This is a genomic window from Microbacterium yannicii PS01, from assembly GCF_000304335.1.
Lineage (GTDB): Bacteria > Actinomycetota > Actinomycetes > Actinomycetales > Microbacteriaceae > Microbacterium > Microbacterium yannicii_A.
The window spans coordinates 35,001-59,593 of the sequence record NZ_CAJF01000015.1 but is presented as its reverse complement, the minus strand read 5'-3'; the positions used below and the strand labels follow the sequence as shown (position 1 = coordinate 59,593).

Here is a 24,593-nt window from a genome sequence, read left to right as displayed (position 1 = left end):
GGAACTACCCGGTCTCCAGGCTCGTGAGCGTCAGGCCTCGGACCAGATCCGGACGTCCCAGGGGGCGAGCTCCACGTCGGCATCCTCCCCATGAGCGGTGTCGTCGACCACGGATGCCACGGCACGGCGCAGCCGGACCGTGCACGGTGAACCCGACCAGTTGTGCACCACCCACACGCGACCGCGTCCGCCGACGAGCGAGTGAGCGGTCACGGTGCTCGGGCGCGCGGCCAGCGGGCTGACGATCGATGCGGGGCCCGCGGCATCCGTCATGACAGCCGCAAGCAGCGAACGGTCCAGGAGCGTGCCGACCACGGTGATCGCACCCTCGCCCGCCGCGCGTCGGGTCACGGCGGCCCAGCGGCCGTAGTGCGGGTGCCGGAAGCGCAGCAGCACCTCGGCGCCGTCGGCCTCGAGAGCGTCCATCCAGCCGTGGGCGTGCCCGGATGCCGCAGCGGGCTCTCCCGATGAAGCCCCCGATGCTGTTTCTACCGCGACCGGCTCGGCGAGCGCCGCGAACTCGCGATAGCGGACACCGGCTGCCGGGCCGAGGACCGCCGGGGCCGTCGACGCGCGCATGCGCCCTTCCTCGTCGCCGTAGCCGGTGCGGGGCCCGACGATGAGGCGTCCACCCAGACGGGCGTACTCCGCGAGCACGTCGAGCGTGCGATCGGATGCCGCGACCAGGCCGGCCACGATCACCACGGGGTATCGCCGCGCGAGGTCGGCTGCCGATGGCAGCTGGCGCTCGTTGACATGGGCGATCTGCCGTCCTGCGTCCACCGCGGCCCGCCCGAACGCGCCGACGATGCGGCCGTACGAAGCTCGATCGGGAGCGTCGCCCCCGGCGCTGAGCGGCGGTTCGAACTGCATCATCCACTCGCTGTCGTGCGCGTGGACCAGCGCGACGTCGGCGTCGGGTTCCGCATCAGCCAGCCACTCCGCCGCGGCGGCGAACTGGCGCCCGATGCCGGCGATCTCGCCATGGATGCGGCCGGGCGCGAGGTCGTGGCCGAGGATGCCGCCCCAGTGCACCTCGGCGCCGGAATGCAGCGTGTGCCAGTGCCAGTACGACACCAGCCGCGCGCCGCGCGCGACCATCAGCCACGCGGCCTGGGCCAGCTGCCCGTCGTACGGCGGACGGGTCAGCCACGCCGGCCCGATCGAGGCGGCTCCGGTCTCGGTCACGAGGAACGGCGCCTGCTGCGTGCCGCGCATCCGGTCGACCGAGAGGATCAGCTGCGGCACGTCGTCGGCGTACCACTGCCCGCCGGCGCCGGTGCGATCGAGGTCGAGGGACTCCTGCGCGAGGTAGTAGGCGTTGCCGCTCGCGATGTCGAGCGCGGCGCCGATGGCGACGTCGTCCATCGCGGGCCGCTGATAGGCGATGCACGTCGTGAGGAACGTGTCGGGCTCGACGAGCTCCCGCGCGATCCCGGCCTGCCAGCCGATGAACTCGGCGGTGAGCTCGGCCTGGAACCGTCGCCACGCCAGGTCGTAGGCCGGAGTCGTATTGCCCGCCGGTGCCCACAGCTCGTCCCAGTCGGCGATGCGATGCGACCAGTACGTCAGCCCCCACTCGCGATTGAGGGTGTCGACGTCGCCGTATCGCCCGGCTACCCAGCGGCGGAACCGTGCGACAACGTGCTCGTTGTGGATCAGGTGCAGGCCCGCCTCGTTGTCGAGCTGCACCCCCACGATCGCGGGGTGGCGGCCGTGCCGGCCGAGGACGGCACGGATGACGCGCTCGGCGTAGCGGAGGAACGTGCCGGAGGTGTAGTCGACCTCCTGCCGCCCGCCCCACGGCACGGTGCTCCCGTCCTTGCGCGCGACGGCGACCTCGGGGTGCTTCGCTGCCAGCCATGGCGGCACCGCGTAGGTCGGCGTTCCGAGGATGACGTCGATGCCGTGCGCGTGGGCGCCGTCGAGCACCGGCGTCAGCCACTCGAGATCGAACTCGCCGTCGCGCGGCTCCCAGGTGGACCAGACCGATTCACCGACGCGGATGCACGTGATCCCGGCCTCCGACATCAGTCGCAGGTCGGTCTCGAGGCGCGACGGATCCGGCAGGTACTCGTTGTAGTACGCCGTTCCCAGGCGCGGACCGCCGCGCCACGCGCGAAGACGGTCGACGGATGCCTCGCCCGCGGCCTCTGACACGGTCACGCCTCGACGCGGGTGATCCGCACGGCCAGCGCCTCGCCCGCGGGCAGCGAGACGGGCTCCGACGCGCGGGCGAACGCCTCGTTGCGCCGCACGTCATCGAGCGTGAAGCGGCCGGCGGGCGTGATCGTCATGTTCCAGGTGTCGATCACATCGACGTCGAACACGTCGCCCTGCTCGGGCCGCTCTCCGGGGAAGCCGATCGGCAGGCGGAACTCCCACGATTCGGGCGCCGAGCGCCCCAGATACTGCACGTAGACCTGTCGCGGCACGCCGGCCACGTAGGCCGGGTCATCCCACTTGTCGATCGGATCGAGACCCGGACCGTCGACGTCTTCGAGGATGCCGCGGAGGAACGCCAGGCGCGCCGGCGACTCCCCGCGGAGCGGACCCCCCTCGACCATGTGCAGGCTTCCGGTCTCGGTGACGAAGCTCTCGCCGTGCGACGCGTAGCAGCCGGCGACCGTGGTGATCCAGAACTGGTGGACGAGTTCTTCGGCGTCGAGGTGGCCCCAGCGGTCGGGGATGTCGCCTTCGTACTTGATCTCGTCGAGGACGACCGGCTTGCGGTAGACGTCGCGGTACAGGTTGGCGCGGCCGAAGTCGGTGGTCGCCGAGCCGTTCTGGATCGAGGCGTGCGTCACCCACGGCTTGTTGTTGTCGTAGAGCTCGATCCAGTTGTGGATCGAGCGCAGGTGGTCGTACGGGTCGATCTGCTCAAGGAGCGCCCCCGTGCGATCCCATCGCTCGTCGGGCCGCTCCAGCTGGTCGAACTCGTTGCACAGCGACCACCAGACGTGCGGGTAGGCGGCGAGGCGAGCGACGACGTACCGCAGGTAGACGGCGTCCTCGTCCTCGGTGAGCTCGTTGAGGCCGAACTGGCCGCGGTCGTAGGCGTTGTACAGCAGGACGTCGGCCTGGATCCCGCGCTCCCCCAGCATCTCGACCGCGCGGTCGAGGCGCCGGAAGAACTCGGGAACGGGCCTCGAGACGTCCCAGCGCCCGTCGGTCTTCTCGAACGGCATGAGCTCGGGCACATGCTCGATGTACCCGCCGCCCTGAGGAAAGACCATGAAGCGGAACTTGTTTAACCCCGCCTCGGCGATGGTGTCGACCGTCGACGAGAACAGCGGCTCGCCCTGGTGCAGCCAGTTGTAGGCCGTCGCTCCGAGCGGTCGGAACGGCGTGCCATCGGCGTGCGCGAAGTGGAAGCGATGCGCCACGCGCACCGGTCCGTGATCGTCGCCGGAGACCACGTCGAACGAGCCGGACGCACCCGAGAGCGCGGCGTCATCGCTCTCGGTGAGCCACGCCCAGCCGCCGACCAGGTCGGGGGCGAAGCGTGCGCGATAAGTCGAGCCGCCGTCCCAGAACCCGGGGATCGATCGCTCCACGCCGGACGCCTCGTGCCGGGCGCGCAGCGTGAACGGCGTCCGGTCGGCGGGTATCACTGCCGATCCTTCGAAGCTCAACTCGAGAGGCCGGTAGAGATCGTGCGGCACAGGTGTCTCCTTTGATTCAGTCTGCGATTCAGGGTTGTGGGTTTCCGTGACGGGCGCGGAGCGAGCTCTCGCGCACGATCAGCTCGGGCGCGTACACCCGCTGCGGTTCGCCCGTGGCGCCCTTCTCGATCGCCTCGAAGAGCAGATCGACGGCCGTCGCGCCGAAGTCCTCGTGGCGCGCGCGCACGCTTGTCAGCGGGATGAGGGATGCCTCGGCGAACTCGTTGTCGTCGTACCCGACGAGGGCGATGTCGGACGGCACCGAGACGCCGCCGGCGACCAGCGCCTGCAGGATGCCGAGCGCGAGGACGTCGTTCGCGGCGAAGATGCCGTCAGGCCGTTCCTCGACAACGCGTGCGACGATCGCAGCCCCTACTTCGCGCCCGGCCGCGATCGACCGGTCCGCGACCTCGATCACCTCGAGCGACGTCGTGACGGCGCGAGCGCCCGCGAGCCGGTCGGCGACCTGCTGCACGGGCAGCGGACCGCCGACGAAAGCCAGGCGGCGGCATCCGTTCGCCCTCAGATGCTCGGCAGCCTGGCGACCGCCCGAGACATCGTCGATCGACACCGACGGCTGCTCATCGCGACACGCGCGGCGCCCGACGAGCACCGAGGGCGTTCCGCGTTCACGAAGCGCGGCCAGCCGGTCTTCGACCGGCTCGAACGACGACACGAGCAGGCCACGCACCTGACGCTGCTCGAAGGCCTCGAGGTAGGCGTCCTCCCGTGACCGGTCACCGTGCGTGTGGGCGAGGAACACCGTCATGCCGAGGCTCTGTGCGCGCGACTCGACCTCTCGCGCGATCTCGGCGACGTGCGGATTGCTGACGTCGGGCGACAGGTAGCCGATGACGCTGCTTACGCCGAGGCGGAGCTGCCGGCCCGCCGTGTTCGGCACGAAGCCGAGCTCGATGATCGCCGCGGCGATGCGGTCTGCACGCTGGGCCGAGACGCGGTCGGGGTGATTGAGGAACGCCGAGACCGTCCCGACCGCGACTCCTGCGCGCTCGGCGACCTGTCGGATCCCCGGCCTCGCCACGATCAGCGCCAGTCGTGCTGGGCGGTGAAACCGAGCCGCTCCCGGATCTTGCGCGTCGACATCAGCGACTCGAACTCGCCGAGGTCGTCGGCGACCGGCGTTCCCGGGAACCACCGGGCAGCCACCTCGCGCGAGGGCGCGGCCAGCCCGGACTCGGGGGCCGCGACGTTGTAGACCTCGAAACCCGGCCCGGCGGCTGCGAGCGCCAGCGCGACCGCCTCGGCTCCGTCGCGTGCGTCGATCCACGAGCCGACGAGGTCGCGTCGGTACTGCGGGTCGGTCGCCCGCTCGAAGGTCGTGTACTCGTCCTCGCCGACGACGTTGGTGAAGCGCAGCGCCGTGATCGAGGTGCCGGCGTGCCAGCGGACCAGCTGCGCCGCGATCGCCTCCTCGGCCACCTTGCCGAGGCCATAGGTGTTGTTGGCGCTCGTGTAGGTCTCGTCGACCGGCAGCGAGGGCGGGGCTTCGTCGAACGGGAAGCCCATCGCGGTGATGCTCGAGGCGAGCACGATGGTGCGCACCCCCGCGCGGTGCGCGGCGAACAGTGCGTTGAACGACACCGTCATGTTGTTGTGGAAGGTCGCGGCATCCGGAACCAATCCGTTGACCGGAATGGCGGCGAGGTGCACCAGGGCGTCGAGTCCGTCGTGACGGGCTGTCACCGAGAGGAAGGCGTCGAGCGTCTGCCCGAAGTCGGTCAGGTCGACGCGGGTGAAGCCCTTACCGGGAGTTCCCGCGAGGTCGAAGCCGATCACGTCGTGCCCGTCGGCCCGCAGGCGCTCCACCGTCGCACGGCCGAGCTTTCCGCCGCTGCCAGTCACACCGATCGTCATCGAATCCTCCTTCGCCGCTTTCGTCGCGGCTGCGTGCGACCAGCGTACTTGAAACGTTTCGAATTCGATGTCACACTTCCTTCTCGCAACGTTTTCGCAGTACCACCGGCAAGGAGACCACCCGGATGACCGTCATCGTCGACGCGCCCCGCATCGAGCACCACCGCGAACCCCTCGGGATCGGCGAGCGGATGCCGCGGCTCTCGTGGACGATCTCCTCCGCGCCGTCGGACTGGCGTCAGGCTGGCTACCGCGTCGATCTCGAGCTCGAGGGCGCGACGACATCGCACGAGGTCGACGGCGCCGACCAGGTGCTGGTCGACTGGCCGGGCGAGCCGCTGCAGTCGAGAGACATCGTCACGGTGCGGGTCGCGGTCCGGGGTTCCGACGGAGACTGGTCCGAGGCATCCGCCCCCACCACGCTCGAGGCCGGACTGCTCGAGCCGTCGGACTGGGTCGCGCGGCCGGTCGGGTCGATCCGCAACGAGAACGCCCTCTCCGATGAGCGGCGCCCATCGATCGTGCGACGCGAGTTCGGGGCGCGAGACGGACTCGTCCGGGCGCGACTGTACGCCACCGCGCATGGCCTGTACGAGGCCGAGCTGAACGGCGAGCGCGTCGGTGACGACACCCTCTCACCGGGCTGGACCGTCTACGGCCAGCGCCTTCGCTACTACACCTATGACGTCACCGGGCTGGTGAAGCCGGGCGCCAATGCGATCGGCGCGTGGCTCGGCGACGGCTGGTACCGCGGACGGCTGGGCTGGCGCGGCGGATTCCGCAACCTGTACGGCACCGACCAGTCCTTCCTCGGCCAACTCGAGCTCACCTACGCCGACGGATCGCGCGAGACGATCGCCACCGACCACTCGTGGACCTCGGCGGCGAGTCCCATCCTGCACAGCGGCATCTACGACGGCGAGGACTACGACGCGCGCGAAGAGCAGTCAGGCTGGTCGGAGTCCGGCTTCGACGACGCCGGATGGGAGGGCGTGCAGGAGCGTCACCGCGACCCCGCCACGCTCGTCGCGCCGACGGCTCCCCCGGTGCGGTGCACCGAGGAGCTGCAGCCGGTCGAGGTGCTGACGGGGCCGAGCGGCTCGCGCATTCTGGACTTCGGGCAGAATCTCGTCGGCCGCGTGCGCATCCGCGTGAGCGGACCGGCGGGCGCCACCGTGACGCTGCGCACCGCCGAGGTGATGCAGGACGGCGAGATCTACACGCGCCCGCTGCGCAACGCGCGCTCGGCCGACAACTACACGCTGGCGGGCCGCGGAATCGAGGAGTGGGAGCCGCGCTTCACCTTCCACGGCTTCCGCTACGTCGAGGTGTCGGGATGGCCGGGCGACCTCGACGCGGATGCCGCCGACGGCGCCCTCGTCGCCCGGGTCTACCACACCGACCTCGAGCGCACCGGGTGGTTCGAGTCCTCCGACCCCGCGCTGAACCGCCTGCACGAGAACGTCCGGTGGGGCATGCGCGGCAACTTCGTCGACATCCCCACCGACTGCCCGCAGCGCGACGAGCGCATCGGCTGGACCGGTGACATCCAGGTATTCGGCCCGACCGCCTCGACGCTGTACGACGTGTCGGGCATGCTCTCGGGCTGGCTGCGCGACCTCGCGATCGAACAGCTGCCCGACGGCACCGTGCCTTGGTACGTGCCCGTGATCCCCGCCGACAGGATGTGGACGCCGATGCGTGCGGGCGCGGCCTGGGGCGACGTCGCGACCCTGCTGCCGTGGACGCTCTACGAGCGCTTCGGAGACACGGCCGTGCTGCGGGCGCAGTTCGACAGCGCCCGCAGCTGGGTCGATCTGCTTGCGCGTCTCGCCGGCCCCTCGCGCCTGTGGAACACCGGATTCCAGCTCGGCGACTGGCTCGACCCCGCGGCTCCTCCGCAGGATCCCGCCGACGCCCTCACCGACCGCTACCTGGTCGCCACCGCGTACTTCGCGAAGTCGACGCGCACCGTCGCCCGCATGGCCGAGGTGCTCGGCCTCGAAGACGAGCGGGAGCACTACGACGCCCTCGCCGACGAGGTGGTCGCCGCCTTCGCCGCCGAGTACGTGAACGACGACGGCACCATGACCAGCGACGCCCAGACCGCGTACGCGCTCGGCCTGCGGTTCGATCTCATCACCGATCCGCAGAGACAGGATGCCGCCGCCTCCCGCCTCGCGCAGCTCGTGCGCGACGCGGGCAACCGCATCGCGACCGGGTTCGTGGGAACGCCGCTGGTCTCCGACGCCCTGAGCGCCGGCGGGCACATCGACACCGCATACGACCTGCTGCTCGAGCGCGAGTGCCCGTCGTGGCTCTACCAGGTGGAGCAGGGCGCGACCACGGTGTGGGAGCGCTGGGACTCGCTCATGCCCGACGGCACGGTCAACCCCGGCACCATGACGTCGTTCAACCATTACGCGCTCGGTGCGGTCGCCGACTGGATGCACCGCGTCATCGCCGGCCTCAGCCCCGAGGCTCCCGGTTACCGCCGCATCCGCTTCGCGCCGCGCCCAGGCGGGGGCCTCACGTCGGCCTCGGCGCGCCACCTGACGCCGTACGGCGAGGCCGCGATCGCGTGGCGCATCGAGGACGACTCGCTGCGCGTCGAGGTCACGGTGCCGGTGGGGACCGAGGCCGTGCTGGACTTCGTCGGAGCCGACCAGGAGGCCGTGGGCCCCGGCATCCATTCCCGTACCGTCGCGCTCGTGCGCTGAAGGCGACGGATCGGCAGGCGGCGGGGATAGGGCAGGTGCGCGGGCAACTTCATTCAATGTGCTCGGCATGGTGGCCGAGCACGAAGCAGACCTGACACCGATGCGGACAAGGGAAGGGATGGCGATCGCTAGCGAAGGGAAAGCTCAAGGGGAAGCAGCCCAAGCTGACCCGCACTCAACGCACCCATCTACGAGGTTCTAGACGGCGGTTCCTACACACAAACGGAGATCGCAGAGCTCTTCGGAGTCTCACGAGCGACGATCTATCGCGAGACGCGACGCCGATCTGCCGCGACGCCACATTCCCGAATTGATCCTCGAGCGCCCGGGGCCCGCACGGCCGCCCCAGGCGTTCGCGGCGTGGTTCAGAAATGGCTTCGTGATGGGGAGTGGCTGGCGGACCGCCTGCAGGAAGAGGTCAAGGCGTTCGCCGATGTGAAGCGCGAGTTCGGCGGTCCGCAACCGTAGCCCGATCCCCTCTTGGAACGGCTCTATGCCATCCGGGTACGTAGGGACCGTGACCGAGGACATCGGCATGGACAGAAACCCGCGAGCGAATCGCGCGCGCGCCGCAGGCTCGGGCCGGAGTGGTCGCTGGCATTGTCATGGTCCTGGTTGCGGTGGCCGCGGTAGTCCTCGACGTGATGTCGGCTGTTCCTCTTACGTTGGGCCAGGACGTACCGGTGTGGCCTGTCACGGCCGGCGTAGCCGTGGCCGGGGTGGTGTTCGTAGCGTCCAGCGGGATCCTGCTCCGCCGCGTTCGAGACCGAGACATGAATCGCTGAGCCGTGCAGAACCGGCAAGTACAGGTGGAGGGCGCCTCGTCCCATTCGCATAGCGGTGCCTGGCCGGCCTTCGCCGGCCGCGACGGGAGTGACGCCTGGCGGCGAGCTGATCCCTTGACGGGAGTCGAAGGGCGGAGGATGGTGTTGCCCAGCCGCGATGACGACGGAGCACGCAGCGGTGTTCCGACAGCTCATGAGCGGCACACCAACACGCCGATCGCACCAGAGCGACGCCCTGCGGGCGACCGACAGCGACTGTCGATCGAAGGCACTCCCATGAGAATCAGAAGGGGGCTGCTCGCGGGTGCCGCTGTCGCAGCCCTGATGTGGACGACACTGCTCGCGCCGGGGGCTGCCGGCGCGAGCACACCAACGAGCTGGCACGAGTCCGACGACGAGCCCGTCGCCTCTCTGCTCGTCTCCGGGCTGCAGGGAGCGATCGGCAGTACGATCGGCCCCGACGGCGCGCTCTATGTCACCGAGGGCAAGATCGGGCAGATCACGCGCATCGATCTGCGCACCGGTGAGAGATCCGCATACGCGACGGGTCTGCCCCTCACGCTGCTGCCCCTCGGCGGAGCGATCGACGTCGTGTTCGTCGGCCGCTCGGCGTACGTGCTGGTCACGACGGTCGGCGACGACATTCCCGGCGACACGACCAACGACGTCGACGGGATCTACCGCGTCGACGACTCCGACAGCTTCACGGTGATCGCCGACATCGGGCAGTGGTCGCTGCAGAATCCGCCGCCACCGGAAATCGACTTCTTCCTGGCACGCGGCGTGCAGTATGCGATGACCTCGGTCGGCAATGGCTTTGTCGTGACCGACGGACATCACAACCGCGTGCTCAGGGTGTCGATGTCCGGCGAGGTGCGAGAGGTCGAGCAGTTCGGCAACACCGTTCCGACCGGAGTGACATCGCTCGGGCCGCTGATCTTCATGGCCGAAGCGGGACCGGTGCCGCACGAGCCGGCCACCGGCAAGGTGGTCGCGTTCGGGCTGTGGAACCCGCAGCCGAGAGATGTCGCATCCGGATACAGCCTCGTCACCGACGTCGCCTTCGGGACCTGCGGTCTGTACGCGGTGTCGCAGGGGGACTCACCAGGTGACGTCGAGCCGGGCGCGCCGGCGCTGCCGGACAGCGGCGAGCTTCTGCGGGTCAACCTCGACGGCACCTTCTCCGTCGTCGCCGACGGCCTCGACCTGCCGACCTCCGTCGCATTCACCCGCAACACCGCTTACGTGCTGACACTCAACGGCGAGATCTGGAAAATCGACGGCATCTCCGGCGCGGGGGGCCATCACCGAGGAGGATGCTTCGGCAGCCACTTCGACAGGTGATCGTCGTGGTATGACGCGAGCCGACCGGCTGCGAGGTCGCATCGGAGAAAGACCGATCGGCCTCGGTGTTGCCTCGTCGTCGATCGAGTGTGAAGAATGGGACGATCGGTCGAGAGGAGCTGTGTGAATCACCGCTTGCTTGGGCGCACCGGCGTCTCGGTCAGCCAGATGTGTCTTGGTGCGATGATGTTCGGCGCCTGGGGCAACCGGGACCACGACGAGTCGATCGGCATCATCCACGCCGCTCTGGACGCCGGCATCACCTTCATCGACACCGCCGACGTCTACGCCCAGGGCGAGTCCGAGCAGATCGTCGGCAAGGCTCTTAAGGGCCGTCGCGACGACATCATCTTGGCGACCAAGTTCCACGGCGCCATGGGCCAGGACCCCAACCGCCAGGGCAGTTCGCGACGCTGGATCATCCGGGCCGTCGAGGACTCGCTGCGCCGCCTGGACACCGACTGGATCGACCTCTACCAGGTGCACCGTCCGCGAACCGACACCGACATCGACGAGACCCTGGGTGCTCTCAGCGACCTCGTCCACCAAGGCAAGGTCCGGTACATCGGAGGCTCGACCTTTCCCGCCAGCCAGATCGTGGAAGCCCAGTGGGTGGCTCGTGAGCGCGGTTTGCAGCGCTTCGTGACCGAGCAGCCTGCATACTCCATGCTGGTCCGCCGGATCGAGGATGACATCTTGCCCACCTGCCAGCGCCACGGCATGGGGGTGCTGTCGTACAGCCCACTCACCGGCGGTTGGCTCTCCGGACGGTGGCGCAAAGACAGCGGCCAGCAGGCCTCATCCCGTGCCAGCCGGCTCCCGGAACGATTCGACCTCTCCCAGCCCGCCAACCAGCGCAAGCTCGACGCCGTCGAGGCCCTCGCGCAGCTCGCCGATCAAACCGGCATCACCCTCATCCAGATGGCGATCGCCTTCGTTCTCAATCATCCAGCGATCACAGCAGCGATCATCGGACCGCGCACCATGGAACAGCTCGAGGGGCAGCTGGCCGCGGCCGACACGGTACTCGAACCGGCCGTGCTGAACCGGATAGACGAGATCGTCGCCCCCGGCACCACCATCAACCCCGTCGACAACTCCTTCGAAAACCCGGCGCTGGCGCCAGCTGCTCGCCGACGTCGGCACTGACCCCCGGTCGGCCCGCAAGCTGTAGCGTCTGGACTAAAGTCCGGCCTGGGGTGGTTCGAGCGACAGGTCATCAAGACTCTTCCGAGCCCCGCCCGGATCGACCGAGTTATCGACGGCACGCCGAGCTCAGCCTGAAACTCACGGTCGCTCCTTCGCAGACCGGCCAGAAGTCATCCTGCTACGGGCGGTACTCATCTGCTCGCTGCTGCGGAATATCGGGCGGCGTTGTGGTCTGAGCGTTCATCTGCTCCGCCGGCTTCAAGACAGCGAAGAAGACGGTGAGTTCGTGGAGCCGAAGGTGCGCGGATGGTTAACCGGGAGCGTGCTCCTCGCACTCACTGGGGCGACCGTGACCGTGGTCTACTTCTTCCAGCCGACGCGCAGTTGCGACCACGAGGACACGTCGGCGGGATGCGCGATGCTCCCCGTGGACGCGGCCGTGATGACCGTGGCAGCCGTCACGATGCTCTTAGCGGTTGGCGTCTTCGTGTTCGCGCTCCTCGTCAAGGAGCGCTCCGCCGTTCGGTGAACCACCGGCTGACGACGAGCAGCAACTCCAAGGACGGGGCTTCGCGGGCTTCCGCTATCGGGAACACCTTATGAAGCTTGCAATGACTCGCCGGCGGTCATGGCCTAATGCGAAGCATCGACCGGCGCCCTCCGCTTCATGACTCGCATCGCCATGAATACGATCCCTGCGATGATCAGTCCGACCACGAGCCCGAACAGGCCCGACAGCGCCGTGTCGATGACCCACTCGACAACCGGCCCGAGCGACTCGACGGCGTGCGTCGCGGTGTGCAGCAGGTTGTATGGGCCTTCCCAGATGGTCTCGGCCAAGTTTGCGATCACCAGATGACCACCCACCCAGAGCATCGCCACGGTGCCGATGACACTGATGATGCGGAACACGGTAGGCATGGATCGCACGATCCGTTCCCCGGTGCTACGGACCCGCGCGGCGGAGCTCTGCGCCATCCCCATGCCGACGTCGTCGATCTTGACCAAGAGCGCGACGGCGCCGTAGACGAGCAGCGTCATAGCGAGAGCGATCACGGCAAGGGCACCGAACGTCATCCAGAGACCGAAGCCCGCGTCGAGGCTGGCCAATGAGATCAGCATGATCTCAGTGCTCAGGATCAGGTCCGTGCGAATCGCCCCGAAAACGAGCTTGCGCTCATTCCGGGGTTCATCTTGACCAGGACCGTGCTCGGCGCCGAACCACTCCATGACCTTCTCAGCGCCTTCGAAGCAGAGATAGGAGCCGCCCACGATCAGCAGCCACGGCAGCACCCACGGCGCGAAAGCGGTCAGCAGCAGAGCGATCGGGATGATGATGACGAATTTGTTGACAAGGCTGCCGAGCGCGATCTTCCCAACGATTGGCAACTCCCGCGCGGGAAGAACGCCCTGAACGTACTGCGGGGTGACTGCCGCGTCATCGATCACCACGCCAGCCGTTTTCGCGCTGGCTTTGACTGCGGCGGTGAGGATGTCGTCGACGACCGCGAGCAAACCGACTGACATGGCTCAACCTCCGCCTTGGGCGTCCGACGCGCGGGCGCGCGCCACTCGACTCCATGCACGCTAGTGCAGCCTTATCGAGTCGACAAACGGGTTGCAATCACACCGGGCATGGAGTCCGTTGCCTGCGTCGGCCCGCTTAAGGGATCGGCTAGGGGCGGAAGGCGATCGGCGCACCGTCGGCGCTGCGCTCCCTTGCGGTGAATGGGTGGTCTTGTGGCGGCGCTGCCGGTTCTGATTGATGTCGGCTTCCGTGTTCCGCGCCGCTCGTCGGGCTCACTACCACTGAGCCGTGGCACGCTTGAGCGGTGACTCGGTTTCCCTTACGTGCGCGCCTACTCTCTGCGCTGGCGGGCGATCCGAATGGCACGCCCTCCTGGGTGCGAGCTTTGGCTGAGGGTAACGATGGCGGCTACTTCGCCGACGGCGGCGCTGTCTGGACGGTGCATGCTGGCACGGCGACGTTTGTCGCGGGCATACGGGCTCTTCTTATCCAGGCGCTGCACCCGGGTGCCATGGCAGGCGTCCATGATTTCTCGCGCTATCGGGAGGATCCCGTCGGACGCCTCACGGGCACGGTGCGCTGGATCATCTGCGTCACCTACGGGTCAACTGAGCAGGCGCACGCTGAGACGGCCCGCGTGAGCCGTCTTCATCAGAAGGTCGCCGGCACCTACTCGACGGATGCCGGCCCCCGCACGTACTCGGCGTCGGACGCGTCGCTTCTGGAATGGGTCCACCTTGCCTTCACCGAGGCATTCCTCGGCGCCCACCAGCGCTGGGGCGACCCGATCCCGGGCGGAGCCGACGCCTATGTGCGCGAATGGGCGCAGGCCGGTCGACTGATGCGAGTCTCCAATCCCCCCGAGACCGAGGCCGATCTGAGATCGCGGATGGATGCGTACCTCGACCGCGGTGAACTCCTCCATGACGCGCGCGTCACCGAGGTCGTGCAGTTCCTCCGCGATGTTCCCTTCACCGGATCGATGCGAATCGCTTACCGGGTGCTGTTCGCCGCTGCCGTCGCGAGCCTCCCCCGCCAATATCGAAAGCTACTCGGTCTACGGCGAACCCCGCTTCCTGTCATCACCGCGACGAGGATCGTGCTCGCCATCTCGGCCCAGGTCCTCGGATCAGGTCCACGCGCCCAAGACTTCGCCCGCCAACGACACGAGCGGCTGCGAAACACAGTGAACGCAGTGTCTGCCGCAAGGAATGAGTCGGCGATTCCGTCCCCGGCGGGCGAGACATCGCAGCAGCGCTGGAACGGTGATGTGTGAAGTCCTGACCTCGTCGCGGTGAGGTAATCGGTTCGTGAACGACTACGGCGCCGCGTGCTAGCGAATGGTCCGATATACGATCCTCCGCCTGCCGCGCCGCTGACGCACACCTAGTGACGTCGTGATGTGGCCCTCGCGGCGACGGCCGTCACGACCGCAATAACGCAAAGTGCGCCGAGCCAGATCCATGCATTGGTGTCGATGCCAACGAGGGACCGCTGAGCAGAGTCGCAGACCGACTTGCCTGGCTCGGCGGAGTCTGAACACCAGCCCACGATGACAACCGGCGCCAGAAGCACGGACACCACGATTGCCGCGACAACACCCGCCCAGATAGCTCGCACCCGGCTGTGGGATCGCCTGACCGACATCGTCCTACCTAATCAGTCGTGCGACGTGCGTTCCGGGATTCTAGAGCGGGCATCGCCTGCGTAAGGTGAACTCGCCCGCCAATCACTTCGCATTGAACACCGCGTCGACCGCGAAGCGAAGCGTCGACGCTTCGAACTCCAGCCGCGCGGGCCGGGGCAGCATGGCGCGGTCGAGCGAGACCCCGTCGACGACCGCCATGAGGAAGCGTGACCGCTCAGCCGTGTCGCCCGGAGCGACGGCGCCCTCGGATTCGAGGATCGCGAGCCACGACTCCACGCGCCGCTGAGCCTGCCCGACGAGAACGAGATAGCCCTCGCGCGCTTGATCGGTGGCTTCCGGGGCGATGAACGACTCGTAGACCGTCCGCCATGTCAGTCTCGCCTGCTCCTCGGTGTTGAACGGCTCGAGAAGCGCGCCGAGGCATTCGAGGAGTCGCTCGCGCGCGGGAACTGACGTATCGCGGATGCGAGCGTCGGGCATCGCCTCCGTGTAGAGCTCGCTGATGGTCGCGTCAAGGAGAGAGCGCTGTGTCGGGAAGTAGTGGCGCAGCGTGCTCGCGCCCACGCCGGCTCGAGCGGCCACGGTGCGCACGCTGGGCCTTTCGCCATCACGGATGATCTCCGCCGCCGCATCCACGATCTTCTCTCGAGTGCCGATGAGAGCCACCTCCTGACTGAGGGAATACTACCGCCCCGCACAGTGTACTAGTACAGTGTGCCGGCACGCCGTACTAGATCGCCGGCTTTAGAACCAACAGCCAGGCGACGCTTCGTTGCCGCAGAAAGGCATCATGAATCTCATCGAAGGTCTCCAAGACCTCATGTCGCACGTGCCCGAGTTCGTGCAACCGCTCATCGTCGCGCTCGCGGCCGCCGTTCCGTTCGTCGAGGGCGAGCTCGCCTCTGTCCTCGGTATCTGGGCCGGCGTCAACCCCTTCGTCGCCTTCCTCGCAGCCGTCGCGGGCAACTTCTTGTCCGTCTTCGTCGTCGTCGTATTCGGCGCGCGCATCCGCGAAGCGATCGTCAGGCGACGCGCGACACGCCGCGAACTGGTGGCCGCTGGAGCGGGAGCGGGAGCGGGAATCGAGTCCGCGCACTCCGAAGAGGCCAAGCCGGAGTCGAAGGGACGCCAGCGCTTCCGTCGGTTCCTCGTGCGCTTCGGAGTGCCGGGCGCGAGCCTCCTCGGCCCCCTCGCTCTGCCGACACAGTTCACGTCGGCGATGCTCGTTGCCGCCGGCGTCTCGAAGGGCTGGATTCTGTTGTGGCAGGCGGTTGCGATCATTCTGTGGACCGGTTTCACAACGGCCGTCACCGTAGGTGTGCTCGCACTCCTCTTCGGCTGACGGATGACGCAGCAGGCGCAGCATGGTGCTCGCCCAGCAGTCGGCCAGACGTGTAGTCGACGATTCCAAGACACCGAGCGCCTGGATCCTCGCGGAGCGATCCGCGAGGATCCAGGCATCTCGACAGTGGCCGCAGTCGAGCCTGAGCCGCCGCATCCCCTGTGATGTCGGCATCCGGTCCGTACGCGCGTCGTCGGAGGCGCTGCAGCTCGTCCGATTCCTCGAAGTCGGCCGACCCCCGCGGCGTATCCATGGCCTGATTATCCGCCCGGACGCGACGCCCTGAAAGGGGAAGCCCGGATGAATCACGAACGCCGCCATGACGGCATCGGCTTGACGTTGGAACCGCTCCCGCGCTGCGCGCGCAGCGACCCTATTCCGCGCACGTGCAACGCCCGCTAGGGTTTTGCCGACCCACGAATCGAGATGTACCGTGACCGAACCGTCGTCCGCCGCTGACGCCAAGGTCAACTGGCTGGCCATCATCGCGCTCGTCGTCGGCGTGGTGAGCATCTTCTTCAACCTCTACCTACTGCTCTCCGCGATCGCGATCGTGCTGGGCATCGTGGCCCTCTTCAGCGCGCGCCGGGCTGGAGACCGACGGGCGTACCAACTCATCGCCATCCTGGCCATCGTGGCGGGAGCAGTCGGTGCGGTTCTGGTGATCGTCAGCAACACGATCAGCGCATCGCTGTAGTCGGCGGCCGAAACACGCAGACGAAAGCTACTTCAACCGCGGCGACGCCGCAGGGGTCCGCTGGATTGCATCCGCCACACCAGGAGCGCCTCGAGTGGCAACAGTGCCACCCACAGCAGCGGCGTCCATGACACAAGCAGAAACGCGAGCGGGATGCTGAGCGCGAAGCCGCACGCGTCGAGGACGCCGCGGGCGATCTCCAGCCGGTGGGATGCCGCCGAGGCGCTCGGGCGGAGCAGGTTACGGCGTGCGGCATGGAGCTCAAGCACCACGAACATCACATTCACCGCGCTGAGGACTACCGCGTACAGCACATATGAGAGCGGCTCATCCGCGTAACCGCCGAGCACCTGGTGTGGAAGCGGAAGGAGCGCGACGAAGCCGAGGAGCACGAAATTGCGCCATTGAACACCGGCGTCGATGCGTTGCAGCCGGGAGAAGAAGCGCCGGTGCCCCATCCAGGCACTGGCCGCGACAGCGAAACTGAGCGCCATGATCGCGACTCGGGGAACCAGCTCGCCGATTGTGGCCCTGTACTGATCCGACGACAGCCCCGGCGGAACGACGATGCTGACCACCAGCAGCGTCATCGCAAGACCGAACACGGCGTCGCTCAGTGAAAGGACCCGGCCGAACTCCAGGCCATCCTCGTCCCGATCGATCACGTGCTCACCCCCGTCAGCCCACCTTCCACCCTCACGCGGCCGCCGCGATACCTCCATCCTGGGAAACAGAGGCTCCACCGGTCTCCTGTTGCCATCGGAGGCAAGAGTTCCGGATCATCTCCGTCACTCCTTACACGAATCGCCTCTATGTCCATCAGCTCCGTGTTCACTCGCCCACGGACCTCGATCAAGAGTTCGCTACTTGGCTCCACAAGGCGTTCGACATCGGTGGCGGAGCCCATCTACGCGGCCCGACCCGATTCGCTGCGCGCATCACGATCCCGCAGCGCGCGCGGGGCGGCCGAGGTGGAACCATCTCCACGTTTCGCCGCGACCTTGCGGAGTTCGGGCGCCGTCAGCTCGGCGAAGGTGCCGCCCACACGCCGAGCTCATTTCCACTGGGATCAGCGAAGTGGAATCGGCGACCCCCGGGAAAGTCGTAGGGACCGCTGATCACGCTGCCGCCAGCGGCTGTCACTCGGCCCAGAGTGTCGTCGAGGTCGTCGCTGTAGAGCAGCACGAGCGGGCCGCCCGGAGTGACCGACTCTGCGAGCAGGAGCCCGCCGGCTTCGTCACCGTCACTCTCTGCAGCGGTTCTGATGCCTGCATACTCCCGACCGTAGTCGGTGAACGACCAACCGAATGCGGTTCCGTAGAAGTCGCGCGCGGCCTGCATGTCGGTCACCGAGATCTCGATGTAGTCGATCGTCATGGGTATCGAGTGCGTGTGCTGAGCCATGCCGGCCATGCTCCGCCTGGGCTCCGACAGTCCGTTCCCGAGCCGGATCCGAGGAGGCGAGAGCCTCCCCCAAAGCTCTGGCCGCGAGACACACGTCACGTCCCGCCGACGCGTACCGCTCGTCACCGAGAATGGTCAGGTGGAGTCGTGGGAGATGCGCGAGTGGTACGCGGACTACCTTGACGCCTGCAACCGGCACGACCTCGACGAGATCCGGTCATTCCTCGACCCGGCGGTACGCCGTGCACATCTTCCCGCGGGCGCCGATGCCTGGATCGACGATCTCGCCGACCTGTTCCACGGCTTCCCGGACTGGCAGTGGCGACGCATCCAGCTCATCGTCGAGGACGACCGTGTCGCAGCGCACCTCCGCGGAAGCGGAACGCATCTCGGCCCATTCCGCGGCCTCGCGCCGACTCGACGGCACGCGAACATCGCGGAGTTCGCGATGTACCGCATCGCGAACGGCCGGATCGTGGAGTTCTCCGGCACGGAGCCCATCGAACTCCTCGCCTCGCTGCAGCGATAGGTTCCGACGTCGAACCGGTCAGACGTTCAGTTCTCGCCATTTCCCTTCGGAGATCACTCGAACGTCGTGTCCGTGAACGGCGATCGCGGTAGCGTCGTCGATCGCGAAGGACCGTCCCTCTATCTCCGCCGCCCAGCGCACTGCACTCTCCGACGAATTGGAAGCCCAGCCCGGATAGTCCAGGTGCGGAAAGATCGAGAAGTCGACCACGCCGAGAGCCTCGTCGGTGCCGTCGACATCCCATTCAACGAACTGTCTGCCGATACGCGGCGTCATGACCATGCTGCCGGCACTCACCCCGACCCACACGGTATCCGCCAAGGATGGCAGCAGGTCTGCCAGACCCGACTCGCGCATCCAACGGATGAGATAGATCGCCTCGCCGCCGTCCACCAGCAGTGCGTCCGCAGCGGTCACCCAAGGCTCCCAGCGTTCCCGCCCGATGGTCGGCAAGGCGCTCAATTCGAGGACCCCGACCGATCTCCAGCCCAGTTCCGTCAGACCTGTCTGATCTGGCCAGCGCCCGGCAGTCGACATCCACACGGTCTGCGGTGAGCACATCGGGTGCCCCCATTGCGCCGTGGGAATGAGAAGCGCGTCGCTCTCTTCGATCGGCTTGCCGAGCAGGTCGACGAGTTCCGAGCGGATAGACGGATTGGTAACGCCTCCCGACGTCAGCAGCAGCTTCACGATCGATCCCCTCTGTGCGAACTCGTAGTCCACAGCACCACCGTCTGCAAACGCAAGCGCCCCATATCGGCGATCCGGATGCCACTGCGAATCCGGCGGCGGTCGTTGAGGCGGGCGCGGTCCAGGCGGGGAAGAATGGCGATGACAGTCGCCTGAGGGCCGCCTGGGGGAAGCATTTCGCGCATCAAGGGAGAGCAACGAGATGAGACCACTTCGATACTCGATCAACGTCACACTCGACGGATGCTGCCATCACGAGGCAGGTCTACTTCCCGACGAGGAGTCCATGCACTACTGGACTGCCGAGATAGAGCGTGCCGATGCCCTGCTCTACGGCCGGGTGACCTACGAGATGATGGAGTCGGCATGGCGGAAGCCGGCCACGGGCTCGTGGCCTGACTGGATGGCCGAGTGGGACATCCCCTTCGCCGAGGCGATCGACCGAGCGAAGAAGTACGTCGTGTCGAGCACGCTGAGCGAAGTCGACTGGAATGCCGAGCTGGTGCGAGGCGAGGTGGGCCCAGCGGTGCGGCGACTCAAAGAACAGCCGGGCGAGGGCCTGTTGGTGGGTGGCGTGGCGCTCCCGTCGGCGCTGGCCGATCTGGGGCTGATCGACGAGTACGAGTTCGTGGTGCAGCCGGTCCTCGCCGGACACGGACCGACGCTGCTCGCGGGTCTGCGAGAGCGCATCCAACTCGAGCCCGTGGATCGCCGCGAGTTCCGGTCAGGAGCGGTCGCCCAGCGTTACCGGCCCATGAGAGCCACGGCATGACGTGACCGGTCCTGGCAACTGGCCCCCTGACGGATCGACTCCTCGGGTGCCCGCGGCGCCGGACGCGATCGGATCGGACCGCGATAGTCGGGTGCACGTCGACGCGACCCGGCAACGTGGAGGCCGAAGGGAGCGCCATGATCGCTGAGCTGAACAGACTGGTCGAGCTGGTCGAGGAGCGTCTGACAGACGACATCGACGTGACTCGGCTGGCGAGCGGACTCGGCACCACGGAGTACCACCTGCGGCGGATGTTCTCGTCGTTGGCGGGCATGCCGCTTTCGGAGTACATCCGGCGTCGCCGCATGTCGGTCGCCGCCGGGGACCTGCTCGGCGACGAGGAGCTGCTCGACGTCGCTGTGCGCTACGGCTACGGGTCGACCGAGGCCTTCGGCCGGGCGTTCCGATCCGTTCACGGCGTCGGCCCTGGCGATATACGCCGAAACGGCGGTCCCCTTCGCACACAACCGCAGCTCAGGTTCCGCCTGACCATCGAAGGGAACATGACCATGAACACCCGCATCGCAGACCGACCTGCCTTCCGGCTCATCGGGCACGCCGCCCGCGTGCCGCTCATCCACAAGGGCGTCAATCCTCACATCCAGCAGCACATCGCATCAGTACCCGTGACAGAGCACTCGCGGCTCAAGGAGCTGAACGACACCGAGCCTGCAGGACTGCTCCAGGTGAGCGACGACGTCGATCCGGATTACGAAGAGGGCAGCGAACTGACGTACCTGCATGGTGTCGCAGTCACACGAACGACACCCGTGCCCGAGGATCTGGACGCGATCGACGTTCCTGCGGGAACGTGGGCGGTGTTCCGCACCGAAGGCGAGTATCCGGGCGCCCTGCAGTCGGCATGGGCGGCCACGGCGACCGATTGGTTCCCGTCGAACCCGTGGCGTCTGCGTCCGGGGCCGTCGATCGTCGCCATCCTCGACCGCGCCGACGATTTCCGCACGGCGACCTGCGAGCTGTGGCTTCCCGTCGAGCGCGACTGATCCGGGAGGTACGGCCATGCTGTTACGGACGCGGCTGAGCTTCGATCCATCGCCCGCACGCGTCGGGAATCTCCGAGGCGATCCGCGCGAGAGACCGGCCCGCTCGGCGCCGGGCCCGTCCAGCCGGATTTCCCGGAGGCCACAGGCTCCACCGAGACCAGGGCCATCCATCGAGGCGTTCGCAATTCAGTCTCTTCACGGCCGTCGGTGGCCGACACGCCGCTCACCGAGCCGTTCCGCCGCGTCGAGACTGAGTTGCGAACGCGGAACGTCTCTCGCCACCGCACCCCGGCATCCGATACGGCTAGGACGGTTCGCTCACGCTGTTCGTCCAGCACCACCGTCCCACCCACGCGGTGGAGGCAGCCAACTGGCTGCCGTCACCTGACGGTCCCTTCACCATGATCATCCGGGCCTCGGTGACGACGCCGCCATCGCGGACGGCACCTACCGGCTGCCCTCGACTACGCCCCGGCGATCGGGGCGGTGAGCTCGGATTCGACGAGCGCGGCAAGGGCGGCGGTGACGGAGCCCCATCCGTCGAGGAATCCCAGTTCCTTGTGAAGGTCCCGGGCGGCAGGATCGGCGTGGCGGACGATCACGCGATAGTCCGTCCCCTCGGGATGCTCGGTGAGCAACACCTCGGCCGTCATCGAGACCGGTGCGGGGTGGGCCGGGCGCCAGGAGCTGCTGATGGCATTCGTGAATACAAGCCGCTGACCTGGTTCGACCACGAGGAAGATCCCGTCGGTGTGCGGCACGTAGTCCTGCCCGCCCTCCCGCATGGACGTCACGAAACCGCCGCCGGGGCGGACGTCGAGCTGGTCGACACGCGCCTGCGCAGGCGCCGGAACCCACCACCGCTCGAGCAGCGCGGGGTCGGTCCACGCCTGCCAGATCGATTCCCGAGTGGCGCGAATGGTCCTTTGCAGTGTCAGATCCAAGTCGGGGTCGATCACGGTGTCGGTCATGAGTGCTCTCTCCAGTCGGTGACGAGGTCTGCAAGACGATCGGTACGGGCTTCCCAGATGCCGCGCTGCTCCGCCAGCCAGTCATCCACGAGCGCAAGACGTTCGCGGTTCAGCGAGCAGGTGCGGACCCGCCCCACCTTTCGCGTTCGGATCAGACCGCTCGCTTCCAGTGCGCGGACATGCTTCATGAAGGACGGAAGCGTGATCGCGAACGGAGCCGACAACTGCCCGACACTCGCCGGACCCTTGCCGAGAAGCCGGATCACCTCGCGTCGCGTGGGATCCGACAGCGCCGCGAAGACTCCATCCACCTCCGCATGGTTAGCCATATAGCTAAGTATGTCTCGTCGCGATGGTTAGCGCAACGGCAAAGTGTCAGGGAGATGACAAGTCGAGATTCGAGCGCCGCTGACACTGGTGAGAGAAGGTGGAGGAATGGAAAGCAGCGACGTCATCGATCTGTTCCGCGAGTTCGGGGCCGCAGAATTGAGGGTGTGGCTGGCCGGCGGGTGGGCTGTCGACGCCGTCGTGGGGCGCCAGACGCGAGGGCATGGCGACATGGATCTCGCCGTCGACATCCGGGACTTGCCCTCCCTGCTCGACCTGCTCGGTGGGCGCGACTTCGTCGTCACAACGGACTGGGCGCCTTCGCGGCTCGAGCTGACAGATCCGGACGGCCGCATCGTCGACGTTCATCCCGTGACCTTCGCCGGCGACGGTAGCGGCCATCAGGCGGGCCACGCCGGCGGAGACGGCTTCCACTACGCGACCGACGGGTTCGCCACGGGAACGATCGACGGCTACGCGATCCCGTGTCTGTCTGCGGGGCAGCAGCTGAGCTTTCGCCAGGGGTACGACCCTCGCGCGGCAGACCTGCACGACATCGCGCTGCTCGAGAAGCACCGGACCGCACCGTAGGCGACGGCCGATATCCGTCTCACGAGGGAGGCGTCGCGTGGTGCGGCCTCGTAGCCTGCGATGTATGACCGATACCTTCTTCAAGCCCGGAGACCACGTCGTCAGCCCTGACGCACGGGGCACCGTCATCGACATCCAGGCGACTCCCTCCGGAAAGTGGGTCTTCGGGGTCGAGGACGACAGCGGCCGGGTCGGCTACTTCACCAGCCGCGCTCTCAGGATCGCGCAGAGCTAGCCGACCCATACGTTTCGCGGCTCTGCGTCGTCGTTTGGAGTGTGAAACGACTTCATGCCGCGGCCGCCGCGCTCTCAGCCATCCTCGCCTTGTTCGTCGGAGTCTGGGCCTACTTCTCTCCGACCACCTTCTTCGATTCGTTTCCCGGAGTGCTCGGCTCTTGGGTCTCGGGCGACGGTCCCTTCAACGAGCACCTGATCCGGGACGTCGGCGCGCTGTATCTCGCATTAGGCGGCGCCAGCGTCGCGAGTCTCATCTGGCGCAGCGAGTACGCGTACCGGGTTCTCGGGGTCGCCTGGACGATCTTCGGCTCTCTGCATTTCGCCTATCACGCGTTTCATCTGCACCACATGCCGGTCGTCGACGCGATAGGCGAGATGATCGCGCTCGGCGTCAGCCTGCTTCTCGGGATTATCCTGCTCATCCCCACACGCGGCGTCAGCGACCAGCGCATCGGCTGACGGTTCGGCACGCTCGTGCCGGTCTCACCCGCGCGTCGCCTCAGTCTTGTCACCGCCAGATGGCGGCGTCGGGATCGATGCCATGAGCACGGGCGGACTCGTCGATGATCCGCCGGAACCACGCGGCCAGCCCGGCTCTGATCCCGTCGTAGTGGGCGGCGAAGCCTGGATCGGACTGGAACATCCGCCCCAAGCACACCTGCATCTCTCGGGTGAGCGGAAAGAAGTGCGAGAAGGTCTGCCGGTGACGCTCGACGAGCTCGTTCGCCTCGGCGCTGCCCGGAACGACACCGGCCCCGAAGGCGTCACCCAGGTCTGACTGGAATCTCGCCATCGAATCGGAGAGCGAACGCCACTGCTCCCTGGTGCGTGAGGCGGAGCGTTCGGCGAACTGGGCCCACTGAACCGAACCGCCCCACATCGTGCGGGCATGCCGAGTGTGCGCCGGATCCCAGTCCGGTCCGAACGTCTCGATCTGCTCGTCTTCGTCGAGCAGGATGCCGACCTCGTGCGCTCTCGTCATCCGCTCCAGGCGCTCATCGAGTCGTTGCAGGTCGTGGATGCGTTCCGCGAGCTGCGAACGCTGCTCACGCAGCGTGGCGCCGATCGCTGCCGTCGTGTCGTCGAGGACCTCACGCACCGCGTCCAGTCCCAGGCCGGCCTCACGATAGGCGACGATACGGTGCAGTCGCTCCAAGTCCGCGTCGGTGTAGTGGCGGTAGCCCGCTCCGGTTCGGACCGACGGCGACGCCAAGCCGATCTCATCCCAATGGTGGAGGGTGCGGACGGTCACGCCGAGGAGCTCCGCCGCGGCCCCCACGGTCACTCTCTCAGTGATGTCGCGATCAGTCATGTG

The 24,593-nt window shown here is 67.5% G+C and carries 25 protein-coding genes and 1 pseudogene; 14 read left to right on the top strand and 12 right to left on the bottom strand.

Annotation, left to right across the window (positions count from 1 at the left end):
* Positions 1-30 precede the first annotated feature (30 nt).
* From WYM_RS10350 to WYM_RS10335, 4 genes are read right to left on the bottom strand one after another with little or no spacing between them, the layout of a single operon-like run.
* A complete protein-coding gene (locus WYM_RS10350) occupies positions 31-2,166 on the bottom strand; it encodes a beta-galactosidase (protein ID WP_019180763.1) in 2,136 nt (711 codons plus the stop codon).
* Positions 2,163-3,665 carry a DUF4038 domain-containing protein gene (locus WYM_RS19905; protein ID WP_019180762.1) on the bottom strand — a complete coding sequence of 501 codons (1,503 nt, stop codon included), beginning with the start codon at positions 3,663-3,665 and terminating at the stop codon, positions 2,163-2,165. The genes WYM_RS10350 and WYM_RS19905 overlap by 4 nt, the downstream gene beginning before the upstream one ends.
* Before the next feature lie 28 nt (positions 3,666-3,693).
* Positions 3,694-4,707, bottom strand: coding sequence for a LacI family DNA-binding transcriptional regulator (locus tag WYM_RS21740; RefSeq protein WP_019180761.1), 1,014 nt, complete (start codon positions 4,705-4,707; stop codon positions 3,694-3,696).
* 2 nt (positions 4,708-4,709) lie between these two features.
* Positions 4,710-5,540, bottom strand: a complete 831-nt coding sequence (locus tag WYM_RS10335; RefSeq protein WP_019180760.1) for an NAD-dependent epimerase/dehydratase family protein — start codon at positions 5,538-5,540, stop codon at positions 4,710-4,712.
* A gap of 125 nt (positions 5,541-5,665) precedes the next feature.
* Between WYM_RS10335 and WYM_RS10330 the strand changes: the two genes are divergently transcribed.
* The 5 genes and pseudogenes from WYM_RS10330 (at position 5,666) to WYM_RS10305 (ending at position 12,067) form a co-directional block, all read left to right on the top strand.
* Entirely contained in the window at positions 5,666-8,260 is a 2,595-nt protein-coding gene (locus WYM_RS10330; protein ID WP_019180759.1) for a glycoside hydrolase family 78 protein, read from the top strand.
* Positions 8,261-8,446: 186 nt separating this feature from the next.
* Positions 8,447-8,500: pseudogene (locus WYM_RS22490) on the top strand (hypothetical protein); the annotation flags it as partial.
* A gap of 821 nt (positions 8,501-9,321) precedes the next feature.
* Positions 9,322-10,389 carry a ScyD/ScyE family protein gene (locus tag WYM_RS10315; RefSeq protein WP_192813738.1) on the top strand — a complete coding sequence of 356 codons (1,068 nt, stop codon included), beginning with the start codon at positions 9,322-9,324 and terminating at the stop codon, positions 10,387-10,389.
* 123 nt (positions 10,390-10,512) lie between these two features.
* Positions 10,513-11,538, top strand: a complete 1,026-nt coding sequence (locus WYM_RS10310; RefSeq protein ID WP_026059722.1) for an aldo/keto reductase — start codon at positions 10,513-10,515, stop codon at positions 11,536-11,538.
* 286 nt (positions 11,539-11,824) lie between these two features.
* On the top strand, positions 11,825-12,067 hold the full coding sequence (locus tag WYM_RS10305; RefSeq protein ID WP_237739390.1) for a hypothetical protein: 243 nt from the start codon (positions 11,825-11,827) through the stop codon (positions 12,065-12,067).
* A gap of 104 nt (positions 12,068-12,171) precedes the next feature.
* Here the strand turns inward: WYM_RS10305 and WYM_RS10300 are convergent, their stop codons facing one another.
* Entirely contained in the window at positions 12,172-13,065 is an 894-nt protein-coding gene (locus WYM_RS10300) for a DUF808 domain-containing protein (protein WP_019180753.1), read from the bottom strand.
* 377 nt (positions 13,066-13,442) lie between these two features.
* Here WYM_RS10300 and WYM_RS10295 point away from each other — a divergent pair, with 377 nt between their 5' ends.
* The gene (locus WYM_RS10295) at positions 13,443-14,342 is read left to right on the top strand and encodes an oxygenase MpaB family protein (RefSeq protein ID WP_423793905.1); all 900 of its coding nucleotides are present in this window, start codon (positions 13,443-13,445) and stop codon (positions 14,340-14,342) included.
* A gap of 453 nt (positions 14,343-14,795) precedes the next feature.
* Here WYM_RS10295 and WYM_RS10290 read toward each other — a convergent pair whose 3' ends face one another.
* On the bottom strand, positions 14,796-15,380 hold the full coding sequence (locus tag WYM_RS10290; RefSeq protein ID WP_019180751.1) for a TetR/AcrR family transcriptional regulator: 585 nt from the start codon (positions 15,378-15,380) through the stop codon (positions 14,796-14,798).
* A 124-nt stretch (positions 15,381-15,504) separates the two neighbouring features.
* Between WYM_RS10290 and WYM_RS10285 the strand changes: the two genes are divergently transcribed.
* A complete protein-coding gene (locus tag WYM_RS10285) occupies positions 15,505-16,056 on the top strand; it encodes a hypothetical protein (protein WP_019180750.1) in 552 nt (183 codons plus the stop codon).
* Between the two features lie 433 nt (positions 16,057-16,489).
* On the top strand, positions 16,490-16,753 hold the full coding sequence (locus WYM_RS10275; RefSeq protein ID WP_019180748.1) for a DUF4190 domain-containing protein: 264 nt from the start codon (positions 16,490-16,492) through the stop codon (positions 16,751-16,753).
* A gap of 32 nt (positions 16,754-16,785) precedes the next feature.
* Here WYM_RS10275 and WYM_RS10270 read toward each other — a convergent pair whose 3' ends face one another.
* Both WYM_RS10270 and WYM_RS10260 read right to left on the bottom strand, forming a co-directional pair.
* Positions 16,786-17,418, bottom strand: a complete 633-nt coding sequence (locus tag WYM_RS10270; RefSeq protein WP_019180747.1) for a TMEM175 family protein — start codon at positions 17,416-17,418, stop codon at positions 16,786-16,788.
* 355 nt (positions 17,419-17,773) lie between these two features.
* Complete coding sequence (locus WYM_RS10260) at positions 17,774-18,157, bottom strand: VOC family protein (RefSeq protein ID WP_026059719.1); 384 nt, start codon at positions 18,155-18,157, stop codon at positions 17,774-17,776.
* Between the two features lie 139 nt (positions 18,158-18,296).
* On the opposite strand from WYM_RS10260, the gene WYM_RS10255 reads away from it, so the two are divergent.
* The gene (locus tag WYM_RS10255) at positions 18,297-18,686 is read left to right on the top strand and encodes an ester cyclase (protein WP_019180744.1); all 390 of its coding nucleotides are present in this window, start codon (positions 18,297-18,299) and stop codon (positions 18,684-18,686) included.
* Positions 18,687-18,704: 18 nt separating this feature from the next.
* Here the strand turns inward: WYM_RS10255 and WYM_RS10250 are convergent, their stop codons facing one another.
* Positions 18,705-19,376, bottom strand: coding sequence for a Type 1 glutamine amidotransferase-like domain-containing protein (locus WYM_RS10250; RefSeq protein WP_026059718.1), 672 nt, complete (start codon positions 19,374-19,376; stop codon positions 18,705-18,707).
* A 202-nt stretch (positions 19,377-19,578) separates the two neighbouring features.
* Between WYM_RS10250 and WYM_RS10245 the strand changes: the two genes are divergently transcribed.
* Together WYM_RS10245 and WYM_RS10240 are read left to right on the top strand one after the other, a co-directional pair.
* Positions 19,579-20,148, top strand: a complete 570-nt coding sequence (locus WYM_RS10245; RefSeq protein WP_026059717.1) for a dihydrofolate reductase family protein — start codon at positions 19,579-19,581, stop codon at positions 20,146-20,148.
* A gap of 137 nt (positions 20,149-20,285) precedes the next feature.
* Positions 20,286-21,152 carry an AraC family transcriptional regulator gene (locus WYM_RS10240; RefSeq protein WP_019180741.1) on the top strand — a complete coding sequence of 289 codons (867 nt, stop codon included), beginning with the start codon at positions 20,286-20,288 and terminating at the stop codon, positions 21,150-21,152.
* A 464-nt stretch (positions 21,153-21,616) separates the two neighbouring features.
* Here the strand turns inward: WYM_RS10240 and WYM_RS19900 are convergent, their stop codons facing one another.
* On the bottom strand, positions 21,617-22,123 hold the full coding sequence (locus tag WYM_RS19900; protein WP_019180740.1) for an SRPBCC domain-containing protein: 507 nt from the start codon (positions 22,121-22,123) through the stop codon (positions 21,617-21,619).
* Entirely contained in the window at positions 22,120-22,452 is a 333-nt protein-coding gene (locus WYM_RS10230) for an ArsR/SmtB family transcription factor (protein ID WP_026059716.1), read from the bottom strand. The genes WYM_RS19900 and WYM_RS10230 overlap by 4 nt, the downstream gene beginning before the upstream one ends.
* 106 nt (positions 22,453-22,558) lie before the next feature.
* Here WYM_RS10230 and WYM_RS10225 point away from each other — a divergent pair, with 106 nt between their 5' ends.
* From WYM_RS10225 to WYM_RS10215, 3 genes are all read left to right on the top strand, one after another.
* Positions 22,559-23,041: a nucleotidyltransferase domain-containing protein gene (locus WYM_RS10225; protein WP_019180738.1), complete on the top strand. Its 483-nt coding sequence runs from the start codon at positions 22,559-22,561 to the stop codon at positions 23,039-23,041.
* A 64-nt stretch (positions 23,042-23,105) separates the two neighbouring features.
* Positions 23,106-23,276: a hypothetical protein gene (locus tag WYM_RS21955; RefSeq protein WP_019180737.1), complete on the top strand. Its 171-nt coding sequence runs from the start codon at positions 23,106-23,108 to the stop codon at positions 23,274-23,276.
* 41 nt (positions 23,277-23,317) lie between these two features.
* Positions 23,318-23,737 (top strand): hypothetical protein, encoded by a 420-nt coding sequence (locus WYM_RS10215; protein WP_019180736.1) that lies wholly within the window; start codon positions 23,318-23,320, stop codon positions 23,735-23,737.
* A gap of 49 nt (positions 23,738-23,786) precedes the next feature.
* Here WYM_RS10215 and WYM_RS10210 read toward each other — a convergent pair whose 3' ends face one another.
* Positions 23,787-24,590, bottom strand: coding sequence for a MerR family transcriptional regulator (locus WYM_RS10210; protein ID WP_019180735.1), 804 nt, complete (start codon positions 24,588-24,590; stop codon positions 23,787-23,789).
* Positions 24,591-24,593: the final 3 nt, after the last annotated feature.